Source organism: Luteimicrobium xylanilyticum (genome assembly GCF_009429125.1).
GTDB lineage: Bacteria > Actinomycetota > Actinomycetes > Actinomycetales > Cellulomonadaceae > Luteimicrobium > Luteimicrobium xylanilyticum.
In genome coordinates, this window is the sequence record NZ_CP045529.1 from 3,503,318 (window position 1) to 3,517,104 (window position 13,787).

Below are 13,787 nucleotides of genomic sequence, written 5' to 3' on the forward strand. Positions count from 1 at the left end.
GGGTGTGTCAGGGTGTGGCTTGCCGTGGCACGGGGCCGCAGGTCACGGGTGGTCGAGCGCGTTCGCGCCGCCTGCGCCCACGGACAACGACAGGAGGCCGTCCTCCGGGGCGCCGAGGGGCAGCGTCTCCTGCTCGAGCAGGTGCTTGCCGAGCTGGTCGGCGGGGGGCAGCTCGATCGGGTAGTGCCCGCTGAAGCAGGCCGTGCAGAGCTGGCTCGAGGGCTGCTCGGTGGCGGCGATCAGCCCCTCCATCGAGATGTAGCCGAGCGAGTCGGCGCCCAGGGACGCCGCGATCTCGTCGGCGCTCAGCCCGTTCGCGATGAGCTCGGCGCGCGACGCGAAGTCGATGCCGTAGAAGCACGGCCACTTCACGGGCGGGGAGCTGATCCGCACGTGGACCTCGGCGGCGCCCGCCTCGCGGAGCATCCGGACGAGGGCGCGCTGCGTGTTGCCTCGCACGATCGAGTCGTCCACGACGACGAGGCGCTTGCCGCGGATGACCTCGCGCAGCGGGTTGAGCTTGAGCCGGATGCCGAGCTGCCGGAGCGTGTCCGACGGCTGGATGAAGGTGCGGCCCACGTAGGCGTTCTTCGTCAGGCCCTGCCCGAACGGGATGCCCGACTCCTGCGCGTACCCGACCGCGGCCGGCGTGCCCGACTCGGGGACCGGGATGACGAGGTCCGCCTCGACGGGGTGCTCGCGGGCGAGCTCGCGGCCCATCTCGACGCGGCTCGCGTGCACCGACCGGCCGTTGATCGACGTGTCGGGGCGCGCCAGGTAGACGTACTCGAAGATGCAGCCCGCGCGCTCCACCTCGGCGAACTTGGTCGACCGGAGACCGTCGGCGTCGATGGCGATGAGCTCGCCCGGCTCGACCTCGCGCACGTAGGACGCGCCCACGATGTCGAGGGCCGGCGTCTCCGACGCGACGACCCAGCCGCGCTCCAGCCGCCCCAGCACCAGCGGGCGGACGCCCTGCGGGTCGCGCGCCGCGTACAGGGTGCGCTCGTCCATGAAGACCAGGCTGAACGCGCCGCGCAGGCGCGGGAGCACCTCGAGCGCCGTCGCCTCGAGCGTGTGGTCCTGGTCACCGGCGAAGAGCGCCGTCACCAGGGCGGTGTCCGTGGTGTTGCCCCGCGCGAGCTCTCCCCGGCGCTGCGCGCCGTACCGCTCCGCGACGAGGTTCACCAGCTCCGCGGTGTTCGTCAGGTTGCCGTTGTGGCCGAGGGCGACCGTGCCCGACGCCGTCGGGCCCAGCGTGGGTTGCGCGTTCTCCCAGGTCACCCCGCCCGTCGTCGAGTAGCGGCAGTGCCCGACGGCGATGTGCCCCGTGAGCGCGTTGAGCGCGGTCTCGTCGAAGACCTGGGAGACGAGGCCCATGTCCTTGTAGACGAGGATCTGCTCACCGTTGCTGGTCGCGATGCCCGCCGACTCCTGGCCGCGGTGCTGCAGCGCGTAGAGACCGAAGTAGGCGAGCTTGGCGACCTCTTCGCCGGGTGCCCAGACACCGAAGACCCCGCAAGCATCCTGCGGGCCCTTCTCGCCTGGCATCAGATCGTGGTTGAGACGTCCATCTCCGCGGGGGGCCACGTATCAAGTGTGACACAGCAGATGTGAAGGACCTCGACGCGTTGTGGGCATGCGTTCGGCTGCCTCCGGGGCGTCCGGAGCAGCAGAACGCATGCCCACCGCGGTGGTGGCGGCTACTTGCAGGTCTTGGCCGCGTACGCCTTCGTCGAGGTCTGGTAGTGGCCGGACCCGTCGTAGTAGTACGCAGCGATGGTCACGGAGCCCGCGTCGACCGACGTCTTGCCGGTGGCGAAGACGTCGGACACCGAGGTGAACGGCGCGACGCCGCTGAACTTCTTGTCCCCGAACGCGGTGGTGAGCCGGACGTCGATCTTGTGGTCGGCCTCACCGTTGACCACGGAGGTGCTCAGGTAGACCTGGCCGCCCGAGCAGAACGGGACGGCGGTCGGCGCCTTCGTCACGACGGCGGGCAGCGGGGCCTTGACCGTGAGCGGCACGCGCACGACCGTGCCCGAGGGCTGCGCGAGGAGGACCAGGTCGTAGGACCCGGGCTTCGTCGTCGTCGGGACGGTGATCGCGACGCTGGAGGCGCCCTTCGCGGTGACCGACGCCGTGCCGAGCGAGGTGCCCGGCTTCTTTGCGTCGAACGCGGCGCCCGACGGCACGAGGAACTCGGTGAGCGACGTGTTCCGCGGGGCGCCGAGCGACGTGAGGTTGAGGCTCGAGACCTTCGCGCTCGCGACCTCGCCGGCCCGGGTCGCCTTGGGCGCCTTGTCGACGACGACGTGCGACCGGGCGTACGACGGCGCCAGCGGCTGGTGCTTGCCGAGGTAGTCGATCCAGCCGTCCCGGTCGATCAGACCGGAGTCCTTCGCGTCGGTGCCCTCGAGGAACTCGCGGAAGTTGTCGCCGCCGGCGGTGAGGAACGAGAACGTGCCGATGCGGTACTCGCCCTTCGGGTCGATGGGCTTGCCGTCCACGTAGACGCTCAGGACGTGGTGCCCGGGCGTCGCGTTCGGGTCGAGCGTGTCGACCGTGTAGGTGACGTTGTCCGAGAGACCCAGGTTGAGGTAGGGGCGCGTCGGGCGGTTGCCGTTCGCGTCGGTCTGCCACTGTTGCTCGAGGAGCGTCGTGAACTGGGCGCCCGTGAGCGTGACCGTCCAGAGGTTGTTGACGAACGGCAGGACGCTGTTCGCCTCGGCGTAGGTGATGACGCCGTCGTCGCCCTTGAACAGCTCGGCGCGCAGGCCGCCCGGGTTGACGACGCCGATCTCCGCGCCACCCCGCGACGGGTCGGCGAGGGTGTCCCGCAGCGCGTTCGCCACGGTGTTGCCGAGGGTCGACTCGGACGCGCGGTCGTCACGGCCCGTGATCGGGTTCGCCGGGTCCGGCTGGGTGTACTTCCCCTTCACGTACGAGCCGCCGGCGTAGGCGGTCGTGATGTCGCCCGAGACCTTCCCGACGGGGGTCTTCCCGACCTCGTCGGCGTACGCGAGGGCGTCCTTGACGATCCCGTCGACCTTCGCGACCGCCGGGTACTGGGCGATCAGATCAGCCGCCGGCGTCGTCGTGCGCGCCACGTTCTCGACCGTGTAGGACTCGACGGCGTGCGTCGAGGCGTCGAGCGTGAGCGAGACGTGCCCGACGTTCTCGCCGTAGTCACCCGTCTGGATGATGGGGCGCGTCTTGCCGGCCTCGCCTGGGACCGGGGCGTCCCACGCGTACTCCTTGTGCGTGTGGCCCGTGAAGATGGCCGCGACCTTAGGGCTCGTCTTCGTCACGATGTCCGCGAAAGCTCCGCCCGCCGCGACCTCCTGGTCCAGCGTGGCGCCGTCGGGCGTGCCCTCGCTCGCGCCCTCGTGGAGCGTCGCGACGACGACGTCCGCCTCACCGTTCGACGGGTCCCCGTCGGTGAGCTCGTCCGCGGTCTTGTTGATGGCGGCGACCGGGTCGCCGAAGTCGAGGGTCGCGACGCCGGCCGGCGACACCAGCGTCGGGGTCTCCTGCGTCACGGCGCCGATCACGCCCACCTTGACCCCGTCGACGTCGATCACGTCGTACGCGGGCAGCGCGGGCGTCGTCGTCCCGTGCTCGTAGACGTTCGCGCCGAGGTACGGCCAGTTCGCGCGGTCGTCGATGCGGCCCGTGAGGTCGGAGAAGCCCTTGTCGAACTCGTGGTTCCCGACGGCGGAGACCTGCAGGCCGAGCGCGTTCAGGACGTCGATGGTCGGGGCGTCGTCCTGGACCGCGGAGGCGAACAGGGACGCGCTCACGTTGTCGCCCGCGGACAGGAACACCGTGCCGTCGGGGTTCTTCGCCTTGAGCTGCTCGACGGTCCCCGCGAAGTTCACGGTGTTCGTGTCGATGCGGCCGTGGAAGTCGTTGATGGCGACGAAGTCGAGGGTCGTCGTCGCAGCGTCGGACGGGTCGGCGGCGACCGCCGAGCTCGCGGCGAAGACCGAGCCCCCGCCGACGGCGAGCGCCGCCGCGGTGAAGCCGGCGACGACGCGTCGGCGGGTGCGCCGTCGTCGGCCGGCCGGGGTGGGTTCTGTGCTGTCCATGCTCACGGGTGCCTCCTTGTCGGTGACCAGATCCCACCTGGGCAGCGGGACGCGAGGGTCACGACGTCAGCGGCACAGGTGGCGTTGCGATCTCACCTGATCCGCATGTCGGCGCTGTGTCAAGACTGTGACGTTCGGAAGAAGCCGGCGTGTCGAGCCGACGACGGCTCGTGCGGCCGCGGCGTTCAGCCCCGGCGGCTGCGCGTCTGGCGGCCAAGGCTGCGCCGGTCGGAGTAGAGCGCCAGGAGCCCCGCGACCGCCATGCCGAGGCAGACGCCGGCGATGACGAGCAGGGAGAACAGGACACCCGGCTTGTCGAGCTGCTTCGCCCCCGGGATCGTCAGCATGAGCCCCGCGAAGAAGAGCCCGACGACGGCGCCCAGCAGCGCGCCCGCCTTGAGGAAGTTCTGGTACCGGGGCGCGCGGCGCGTCCGGCCCTCGACCGCGGCGGTGACGTCGACGTCGGTCGCCTCGACCTTCGCGTCCGCGGGGAGCTCGACCTCGACGGGCTCGGGCGCCTCCGCGGCGGCGGTGGGGACGTCGGCGGCGGCCTGGGCCTGGTCCTCGGTGCCGGCGTCCTCGGGACGCGCGGCGGGGCCGGCAGGGTCGGGCGTGGTGCTCACGTCGCCCGACCCTACCGGTCCCACCTGGGCGTGCGGGGGGTGCGGGAGGGCCTCAGCCGTGCTGCGGCAGGCGCAGGCTCAGCGCGGCCAGAAGCAGGGTCAGGCCGGACATCACGGCGAACGCGACGATCACGCCGGCCCGCATGGAACCTGCGGCGACGGCGGAGAAGATCGAGCCGAGTCCTGCGACGCCCAGTGCCATGGCCGTCTGCTGGGTCGTGACGAGAAGGCCGCTCCCAACTCCCGCGGACTCCGCCGGCACCTCCGAGAGGATCAGCCGGAACAGCGAGCCGACGGCGAGCGCCTGCCCGACCCCGACGACGACGAGGGCGAGGACGGCTGCTGCAGCAACCACGGGAGGCGACGAGCGGTCGGCGTCGCCTCCGAGCGAGCGCCATGCTGTGACCACGATCGCCAGCGTCGCGGCGAGCCCGACGGCCTCGACGGCGAGCCCGAGCGCGAGAACCCGGCGCCCGAGACGCTCGAGCAGCCGTGGGACCACGAACGACGTCGCGAAGTACGCGAGGCACACAGGCGTGATCGCGATCCCGGCTGCGAGCGGCGAGAGCCCGAGCCCCTCTTGCGCACCGACGGCGAACACGAACATGAAGGCCCCGAACACCCCGAAGAACCCCACGACGACCGGCAGCCCGCGGCGCATCGACGGCACGCCCGTCACGAGCGCGAGCGGCAGCAGCGGGACGATGCCGCGCCGAGGAGCGCGTGCGGACCAGGCCACGAAGGTCCCGGAAGCGACGCCGCTGAGCACGAGGGATGCGGTGCACCACCCGGGCCAACGGAGCGCGGGCCCCTCCGCGAGCGGGACGAGGAGCGCGCCGATCGACACGGCGAGCAGGACGGTCCCGCGCACGTCAGCGCCCACCCGGCGCTCGGATCGTGTCGGAGGCACGGTGCGGCGCAGCAGGAGGAGCGCCGTCAGACCGACGGGGACGTTGACCAGGAAGATCGCGCGCCAGGACAGCGTCGAGACCAGCACACCTCCCAGCAGCTGCCCGACGACGGCGGCGAGCCCTCCGGCTGCGGCGTATGCGGCGATCGCGGAGGCACGACGTCGGCCGGTCAGCGCACTCTGGACCGTGGCGAGCGTCTGCGGGGTCATGAGCGCGGCCGACGCCCCCTGGAGCACGCGGGCGAGGAGCAGGGTGGACACGGTCGTGGACATCCCCGCGGCCAGGGACGTCACCGTGAAGGCGCCGCGACCGACCGCGAACAGCCGCCTGCGACCGTGCTCGTCACCGAGCCGACCCGCGAGGACGAGCATGACCGCGTATGCCGTCCCGTAGCCCGCGACGACGAGCTCGAGGGCCGCCGAGGACGCGGCGAGGTCCCGCCGGATCGACGGGAGCGCCGCATTGGTGATGAAGAAGTCGAGATTGGCCAGGAACGGGCCGGCCAGCAGGACGACGAGCCCTGTCCGAGTGAGCGGACGGGTGGGAGCGGCCGGTTCCGCGATGACAGTCATGCGGCTATCGTCAAAGGTCCCGCACACAGGTACCAGGAGCCTGTTGATACGGGTACTGGAGGTGACAGCATGTCCCCTGGCCCGAGCGCCGCGCACCGGCGGGAGCTGGCTGACTTCCTTCGCACCCGGCGAGCCCGCGTCACCCCCGAGCTCGTCGGGCTACCGCACGGCGGCCGCCGCCGCACGCCAGGACTGCGCCGCGAGGAGGTCGCTCAGCTCTCCGGCATCGGCGTCACCTGGTACACGTGGCTCGAGCAAGGGCGCGACATCCACGTGTCCGACCAGGTGCTCGAAGCAGTGGCCCGCACGCTCCGACTCGACCGGAGCGAGCGCACCCATCTCTTCACCCTCGCGGGCGCAGCCGCCCCGAGCTCCGACCGGGACCACGTCCTCGACGAGGCCACGCTGCGCGTCGTGGACGCCGTCCTCCCGTTCCCCGCCTGCATCCAGAACGCCAGGTACGACCTCCTCGCCTACAACCGTGCCTACGCGCGGCTGATCGGCGACCTTGACGCGGTCCCCGTCTCGGACCGCAACACCCTGTGGCTGACCTTCACCGACCCGGCGTGGCACGTCGGCCTCGTGGACTGGGAGGACGCGGCACGCCGCATGGTGGCTCAGCTCCGCGCTCACCTCGCGGACCATGCCGGTGACACGTCCTGGACCGGCTTCGTCCGACGCCTCCGTGCAGCCTCCGACAAGTTCTCGGCGCTGTGGGACGAGCACGACGTCACCGACGCGACGACGGACCGCAAGCCGATCCTCAATCCCGCCGTGGGTCTCCTGGAGTTCGAGCTCTCGACGACCTGGCTCGCACCGGGGCCCGGCGCACGCCTCGTCGTCTTCACACCCGCCGACCAGGACAGCGCCGTACGGCTGGACCGCCTCCTCCAGGAGGTGAGCGTCTCTGCCGACGGGGCCGCCTCGGCGGGCACCGGCGTCTCACCGGTGCCCGCCGTCCGCTGAACGACGGGCGGCTGACGCGTCAGCCGCAGTCCTTGGCCTGGTACCCCTTGGTGTCGACCTGGTAGTGCCCGGCGCCGTCCCAGTAGTAGCCCGCCACCGTCAGGGTGCCGGCCGGGATGGACGCCTGGCCCGTCGGGAAGACGTTCGTGACCGACGTCAGCGGCGCGACCTTGGTGAACTTCTTGTCCCCGTAGGTCGTGGTGAGCCGGATGTCGAGCGCGTGCTTCGGCTCGCCCGCCACGACCGACGTCGACAGGTACACCTTCCCGGCCGAGCAGAACGGCACGGCCGTGATCGCCTTGAGCCGCACGTCGACCGGCGCCTTGAGCGGCAGGTCGAGGCCCACGAGGATCGGGTCGTGGTCGGAGGACCGGAACGGCGTCGTGTCGTAGAGGTTCGACACGTTGTAGTTGTACCGGCTGTACTCGTTGGCGATCGGCTCGACCGAGTTGATGTTCCAGATGTCGGCCTTGGCGACGCCGGCGAGCGACGCCGACGCGAACGCGTGGTCGATGGACCCGACGTACCCGTCGTACAGGTACGTCTGCTTGCCCGTCGTGGCCCCGAGGTCGGTGTAGCCGGCGTCGGTGATCACCTTGACCGGGTCCTCCTGGCCGTAGGCGTTGAAGTCGCCGACGAGCAGGATCTTGTCGGTGCCCGCGGCCTTCGCGAACGCGCTCGCGAAGTCGAGGGCCGCGTGCGCCTCCTTGACGCGAGTCGCGTTGTACGCGCCCTGCCCGTCGCCCGAGTCCGTGTCACCGGGTCCGGGGTTGTCGCCGTCGAACGTGCCCTTCGACTTGAAGTGGTTCGAGACGACGACGACGTCGTCGGCCTTGGTCCCGCCAACGGGCCGCCAGGTCTGGGCGAGCGGCTGGCGGGCGATCCCGTCGAAGGCCGCGGAGCCCACGAGCAGCTCCGAGTCCCCGACGGGCTTGACCACGGCGGGCTTGTAGATGAACGCGACGCGGATGACGTCCTCGTCGGCGGGGAGCTTCGCGGGGGACGGCACGTACTTCCACGTTCCCGCGCCGGCCGCGTCGTTCAGCGCGTCGACCAGCGTCGCGAGCGAGGCGTCCCGGTCCTCGCCGTCCGTCGCGAGCGAGTTCTCGATCTCCTCGAGCGAGACCACGTCCGCACCCAGCCCGTTGATCGCGTTCACGATCTTGGTCTGCTGACGCTTCAGGTTCGCCGCGTCCCACGCCCCGCGGGCGTTGCAGCCCGTCTTCACCGTGACGGGGTTGCCCTCGCGGTCCGTGTACGGCTGGCAGCCGGAGAGCTGGTCGCCCGTCGTCGTGAAGTAGTTGAGGACGTTGAAGCTCGACACGTGCAGGGTGCCCGCGACCTTCGGGGCGTCCGTGCGGGTGTTCTCGAACGTCACCGGCTGGACCGTGTCCGCGACGTCGGGCGTGAGCTGCGCGAGCGGCTCGAAGGCCCACGCGTCGTACCGGTAGTCGAGGATCACCGGGGTGGTGAAAGTGACCTCGGCCCCGACGCGCGCCGGCTTGCCGCCCGTGAGGTACGGGAGCGGCTTGCTCGTGTTGGCGGACGACGAGTAGTTGGTCGTCGCGCCGTCGTCGAGGACGACGCCGCGTGCGGCCCGGTCGTCCACGGCCGCCTGCGCCTCGGCGCTGCCCGGGCGCCCGGCCTGCGTCGGCTGCACGAACGGCTTGTCGCCGGCGGCCAGCAGGAACGACCCGTAGTAGTTCGTGTCGTAGTTGTCGGCGACGACGTAGTGGCCCGTCGGGGCGACCAGCATGCCCTCGAGGCTCTCGCGCTGGGCGTCGGTGCTCGGGAACGCGACCGTCGCGGGCTTGACCGCGGGGACGGCGTCGTCGAGGACGCTCCAGGTCGTGGCGGACAGCTCCGTCAGACCCGAGTACTCCGACACGGCGCCCGTGACCTCGACGTACTGGCCGACCTTGAGCTCGCCTGCCGCCTTGGTCGAGTACACGAACAGACCGTCGGACGCGTGGTGCGTCGCCAGGTCGACGTCGCCGCCCGTGCCCGGCGTCTGGATGTACAGGCCGTTGTAGCCGCCCGTCGGGTAGGCCGCGGTGACGACGCCCCGGGTGGTGACCGTCTTACCGGCGTACGGGCTCGTGTCCGTGGTGCCCTGGATCTCCTCGATCGTCGCCGTCGTGCTGCCGGGGCCGGTCGGAGGGTCCGTCGGGGTGCCCGGGTCGGTCGGGGTCGTGTCGTCGGCCGTGTTCTGGGGCGTGACCGTCGTGCCGACGGTCAGGTCGGCGGCGTTGTCGTCGGTGTCGGTGCCCTCACCGGCGCCGGCGCCGTCACCCCGCTGGAGCGAGCTCGGCGTCGTGTTGCCCGCCAGCCCCGCGACGGGGTGCCCCTCGTAGGTGTTCGAGGTGCCGTAGCCGACCAGGTCGACGACATGGGCCGCCGACGCCGTGTCCCCGGTCACCGAGCCCGTCGGCAGGGTCAGCTTGTCGGTCGTGGAGGCGAGCGTGATCGTGCCCGCCGACCCGGACGGGTTGAGCGACGCACCGGACGCGTCCGGCGTCGGGAGCGCGTCGCCCGTCGAGCCGTTCGACCCGCCCGCGACCAGGTAGTGGCCACCGGCCGCGATGCTGCCGGCGAGCGGGACGCTCGACGTCGACGCGCCCGTCCCCGTCGCCGGCCGGTACTGCACCGACCAGCCGTCGACGTCGACCGCCGACCCGGTCGGGTTGTAGAGCTCCACGAACTTCGTCGTGTAGGGGGCGTTGGCGCTGCCGCCCGACAGGTACGCCTCCGAGATCACGACGTGCGTGGCGGCCGCCGCCTGCGCCGTCGGGGAGTCCACGCCTCCGCCCGAGGCGGCCCACGCCGCCGCTCCCCCGCCCGTGACCACGAGGGCCACCGTCGCGCCGAGCGCCGCGACCCTCCTCCAGCTGTGCTGACCGTCCACGTTGACTCCTCGCTGTGTCGAGCTGTCTCGCGTGCTCGGGCGGCGCCCGAACCGCACGGCGACGTGCGGTCGTGGTGGTACCGGACGTCGTCGTCATCCCAGGGCATGCCCGTGTCGCCGTGATGAACGGCCTGTGAACGGGATGTCACCCCGGGCCACACGCTGCCCGACGACGGCCGGTTCTGCACGCGGGGACAGCGCAGCGGCCCGCGTGTCACCAGGCCCGCGCTACCGTTTGGGGCATGAACGGCGGGGTCGACGTGGTGAGGTTCGAGAGCGCGGAACCGAACGCGCGCGGACACCGCCCGGGCGTGTTCGCGCTCGCGAACGGGCTCGCGCGAGCAGGGCTCCTCACCGCTGAGGAGCACGCCTGGTGGCGCCGGAGCAACGACTGGTGCAATCGCGCTTACCCCGATCCGTCGACCGCGGACCCGCTCGTCTACGACCGAGAGGCGAACCCTGGCGCGAAGGCGTGGTTCAAGGCGTCGGCCGTCGAGCTCGTCGACAGGACCCGCGAGTACCTGGTCTTGCTCGACCGGCACGGCGTCGGCTGGGTGGAACGGCGGACGAGCACTCCCGGACGCATCGTCTACGAGGACGAGGTCCAGGTCGTCGCGGTGCCGCTCGGGGTCGGCCGCGGCGAGGTACCGGCGGCGTTCGCTCCGTCGCATGCCGCCGGGGACTCCAACACCTCCTCGGACGTGGCCCTTCCTGGCGGCAGCCGTCAGGCCGTAGGCACCCAGTAGCGCCGCGTCGGGGAGTGCCCGGGGACGTCGACGACACCCTCGAGCACGCCCCCACATCGCTCGATGACCGCCAGCGAACCGACGTTGTCGCTCGCACACGTCACGAGCGCTCGCTCGATACCGAGACCACAGGCGCGGCCCAGCCCAGCCCGCAGGAGCGCCGTGGCGTACCCGCGCCGCCGGTACGCCGGGCGCACGCTGTAGCCGATGTGCCCACCGACGCGCGCGAGGCTTCGGGTCAGCTCGTGCCGGACGGAGACGCGACCGACCACGGCGCCCCCGACGACCGCCTACAGGTTCGACGACGGCACGAAGCCCGGCGGTAAGCCCTCGCCGGAGCTGAGCCGTGCGGCCCGGGCGAGGTAAGCCGTCCACGGCTCGTCCGCCTCGAAGAACGGGAGGAAGGTGAAGCCCTCTTCTGCCAGCTCGCAGTGGCCGGCCCTCGCCGACGCCTCGTCCTCGAGGCGCAGCCCGCGAACGTCCACGTTCAACTGTCCCGAGCGCACGTCGTTCGCGCTGTTCTCGGTGTTCATGGCCGTCATTGTGCGCGGCTCCGGCCACGGGACGCAGCATCCGGAACGGCGCCATCTCGCCACACCCACTCTCGAACATGTGTTCGAGTGAATGTCAGTGGCTCGGTGTTGACTGGGGGCATGACGACGACGGCGGTGCGCGAGGGTTCGCAGCTCGCCGTGTCGTCGCGCCTGGAGCCCGGCGCGGGCGTGGGGTCGTTGGTGCTGGGTGAGGACGAGGCGACGATTGCCGGGGTCGTGCGGGCGATCGGTCAGGTCGAGTCGATCATCCGGACCGCGACCGCGTGGCGGACCGAGCTGTTGGAGATCGCGCGCCGCACCGTCGAGGCCGACCCGGGGTCGTTGCTGGCGCCTGAGCTCACCCCGGACGCTTGGTCCGGGTCCGGGTCGGGTGACGACGCGATGCTCGCTCAGCGGGCGTTGGTCGCGGAGGTCGCGACGACGTTGACGGTGCACGAGCGTACGGCTGCCCGGTTGCTGGACGAGGCCGAGGTCCTCGTGAACGCGCTGCCTGCGACCACGACCGCGATGCGGGCGGGCACGGTGTCCTACCGCCACGCCCAGGCGTTGGTCGAGCACACCGGCGACCTGGACCAGGGCGACCGGGAAACGGTCGAGACGATGACGTTGCCGGCCGCGCAGACGATGGCCCCGGGGGCGTTCGGCCGCCGCGTGGCACGGACCCGGGAACGTCTGCTCGCCGAACCGGTCAGCGTCCGCCACGAACGGACAGCCGCGCGCCGGTCGGTGCGGGTCGATCCGGCCCGGGACGGGATGGCGTTCTTGACCGCGTACCTGCCCGCCGTGACCGCGTGCGCGATCGGTGACCGGATCGACCGCGCAGTCGAGGTCCTGCGGGGCCCGGACGAGCCCCGCACCGCGGACCAGCTGCGCGCGGACGTGTTGTCCGCGCTGTTGCTCGACGACGGCACCCTCGACCTGGTCGCCCTCAGCCTCGAACTGTCGAAGCACCCCGAGTCGCAGCCCACGGAAGGCCAGGGCGAGACAAAACCGGGTCCGCGCCCGAGCAGGACGGGCAGCGGCGAGATGGGCACACCACGGCCCGACGACGTGTCACGGGCGCGCGAGCTGTTCGACCGGCTGCAACGCACGCCGTTCGAGGCGGACGACTCCGCCCGGCGTGTGGTCGCGACCCGCGCCGCGATGGCACGGATCGCGCGCAGCATCGTCCCCCACGTCACGGTCACCGTCCCCGTGCTCACCCTGTTGCGGACCCTCACCAGCAGCGCCCCACCCGAGGAGACCGAGCCAGAGGACCGCACCGCCCCACCGGGTACGACCGACCCGCCACCAACGCCGTCGCCACCGTCGCCGCTGACGCCACCGCCACCGCCACCGGGCTCATCGTCACCGCGACCTACCGTCGAGACGGCGCGCTCGCAGGTCGCGCACCTGGACGGGTACGGGCCGATCGACGACCACACCGCGACCCTGCTCGCCGCCCGCGCACCGTCGTTCCGGCGACTCCTGACGCACCCGCACACCGGCACCGCCCTCGCGGTGGGACGTGACACCTACGCCGTGCCCGCGGACCTGCGCGCCTACCTACGCCTACGCGATGCCACCTGCCGGTTCCCGGGCTGCACCCGGCCCGCGGCCCGCTGCGACGTCGACCACACCCTCGCCTACGTCGCGGGCGGGACCACCGACGCCACCAACCTCGCCCACCTGTGCCGCACCCACCACCGCCTCAAGCACGCCACCGCCTGGAACGTCCGGCAGACCACCACCGACGGCACCCTGACCTGGACCTCACCCACCGGCCGTGAGCACGTCAGCCATCCCGCCGTCACGCTCCCACTCCCGGACGACGTCACCAACGACGACACACCACCGTTCTAAGGCGCTGCCGACGCTCCTCGCTCCGCCGGCGCGCCGCTGCGGCGGTTCTGATGAGTCCGGTCGGCGAGGCGCCGATGGTTGACTGGTGTGCGTGGATCTCGAGCAGTGCACACCCGGGGACGTCGACGCGTTGACGGTATTCCTGGGCGAGGTCGACCTGACCCTCAGCGGCCTGGATGCCGAGAGCGTCCGGTTGTGGTTCGAGCGCGACGAGCACGGCGCGGTCGTCGGAAGCACCGGCTACGAGATGAGCGCTGACGGCCGTCACGCCCTGATCCGGAGCGTCGCCGTGAGCCCGGCGCATCGATCCGGCGGGAGGGGCACCGCCTTGGCTCGCTTCGCACTCGAACGGGCGCGGAACGAGGGGGCGACGACGGCCTGGCTGTTCAGCCGTCGCTCCGGGCCCTTCTGGCAGAGGCTCGGCTTCGGGCCCGCCGATCGTGGCGAGCTCGCCCTGGCGCTCGCTCAGACCCATCAGGTGCGCTTGTTCCAGGAGACGGGGCAACTCGACCGTGAGGTCGCGTGGTCGCGTCTGTTGGACCACCCGGCGCCGTGAGCGCGCTGCCGCGCGGCGGAC

Annotated in this window: 11 protein-coding genes; 4 read left to right on the forward strand and 7 right to left on the reverse strand. The window is 71.8% G+C overall.

Annotated features, from left to right (window positions below):
- Positions 1 to 42: 42 nt before the first annotated feature.
- The 4 genes from purF to KDY119_RS15595 form a co-directional block, all read right to left on the reverse strand.
- Positions 43 to 1,590 (reverse strand): amidophosphoribosyltransferase, encoded by a 1,548-nt coding sequence (gene purF, locus KDY119_RS15580; RefSeq protein WP_036947464.1) that lies wholly within the window; start codon positions 1,588 to 1,590, stop codon positions 43 to 45.
- A gap of 113 nt (positions 1,591 to 1,703) precedes the next feature.
- Positions 1,704 to 4,091, reverse strand: a complete 2,388-nt coding sequence (locus tag KDY119_RS15585; protein WP_153022764.1) for a bifunctional metallophosphatase/5'-nucleotidase — start codon at positions 4,089 to 4,091, stop codon at positions 1,704 to 1,706.
- A gap of 185 nt (positions 4,092 to 4,276) precedes the next feature.
- Complete coding sequence (locus KDY119_RS15590; protein ID WP_036947466.1) at positions 4,277 to 4,714, reverse strand: hypothetical protein; 438 nt, start codon at positions 4,712 to 4,714, stop codon at positions 4,277 to 4,279.
- Between the two features lie 52 nt (positions 4,715 to 4,766).
- Positions 4,767 to 6,197, reverse strand: coding sequence for an MFS transporter (locus KDY119_RS15595; RefSeq protein WP_036947467.1), 1,431 nt, complete (start codon positions 6,195 to 6,197; stop codon positions 4,767 to 4,769).
- A 69-nt stretch (positions 6,198 to 6,266) separates the two neighbouring features.
- On the opposite strand from KDY119_RS15595, the gene KDY119_RS15600 reads away from it, so the two are divergent.
- Positions 6,267 to 7,163 (forward strand): helix-turn-helix transcriptional regulator, encoded by an 897-nt coding sequence (locus tag KDY119_RS15600; protein WP_051136306.1) that lies wholly within the window; start codon positions 6,267 to 6,269, stop codon positions 7,161 to 7,163.
- 19 nt (positions 7,164 to 7,182) lie between these two features.
- Here the strand turns inward: KDY119_RS15600 and KDY119_RS15605 are convergent, their stop codons facing one another.
- The gene (locus KDY119_RS15605; RefSeq protein ID WP_227994378.1) at positions 7,183 to 10,068 is read right to left on the reverse strand and encodes an ExeM/NucH family extracellular endonuclease; all 2,886 of its coding nucleotides are present in this window, start codon (positions 10,066 to 10,068) and stop codon (positions 7,183 to 7,185) included.
- Positions 10,069 to 10,310: 242 nt separating this feature from the next.
- Here KDY119_RS15605 and KDY119_RS15610 point away from each other — a divergent pair, with 242 nt between their 5' ends.
- Positions 10,311 to 10,814: a hypothetical protein gene (locus KDY119_RS15610; RefSeq protein ID WP_227994379.1), complete on the forward strand. Its 504-nt coding sequence runs from the start codon at positions 10,311 to 10,313 to the stop codon at positions 10,812 to 10,814.
- On the opposite strand, the gene KDY119_RS19215 is transcribed toward KDY119_RS15610, so the two are convergent.
- Together KDY119_RS19215 and KDY119_RS19220 are read right to left on the reverse strand one after the other, a co-directional pair.
- Complete coding sequence (locus tag KDY119_RS19215) at positions 10,793 to 11,086, reverse strand: GNAT family N-acetyltransferase (RefSeq protein WP_085997979.1); 294 nt, start codon at positions 11,084 to 11,086, stop codon at positions 10,793 to 10,795. The two genes, KDY119_RS15610 and KDY119_RS19215, sit on opposite strands and share 22 nt — an antisense overlap.
- 18 nt (positions 11,087 to 11,104) lie before the next feature.
- Complete coding sequence (locus tag KDY119_RS19220) at positions 11,105 to 11,347, reverse strand: hypothetical protein (RefSeq protein WP_085997980.1); 243 nt, start codon at positions 11,345 to 11,347, stop codon at positions 11,105 to 11,107.
- Between the two features lie 120 nt (positions 11,348 to 11,467).
- Between KDY119_RS19220 and KDY119_RS15625 the strand changes: the two genes are divergently transcribed.
- Positions 11,468 to 13,210, forward strand: coding sequence for an HNH endonuclease signature motif containing protein (locus KDY119_RS15625; RefSeq protein WP_153022518.1), 1,743 nt, complete (start codon positions 11,468 to 11,470; stop codon positions 13,208 to 13,210).
- A 91-nt stretch (positions 13,211 to 13,301) separates the two neighbouring features.
- Positions 13,302 to 13,766 (forward strand): GNAT family N-acetyltransferase, encoded by a 465-nt coding sequence (locus KDY119_RS15630; RefSeq protein WP_036948751.1) that lies wholly within the window; start codon positions 13,302 to 13,304, stop codon positions 13,764 to 13,766.
- Positions 13,767 to 13,787: the final 21 nt, after the last annotated feature.

Coding starts and splice junctions, on each gene's coding strand:
- KDY119_RS15585 (WP_153022764.1), bottom strand. CDS start 4,091: ATGGACAGCACAGAACCCACCCCGGCCGGCCGACGACGGCGCACCCGC.
- KDY119_RS15595 (WP_036947467.1), bottom strand. CDS start 6,197: ATGACTGTCATCGCGGAACCGGCCGCTCCCACCCGTCCGCTCACTCGG.
- KDY119_RS15600 (WP_051136306.1), top strand. CDS start 6,267: ATGTCCCCTGGCCCGAGCGCCGCGCACCGGCGGGAGCTGGCTGACTTC.
- KDY119_RS15610 (WP_227994379.1), top strand. CDS start 10,311: ATGAACGGCGGGGTCGACGTGGTGAGGTTCGAGAGCGCGGAACCGAAC.
- KDY119_RS19220 (WP_085997980.1), bottom strand. CDS start 11,347: ATGAACACCGAGAACAGCGCGAACGACGTGCGCTCGGGACAGTTGAAC.
- KDY119_RS15625 (WP_153022518.1), top strand. CDS start 11,468: ATGACGACGACGGCGGTGCGCGAGGGTTCGCAGCTCGCCGTGTCGTCG.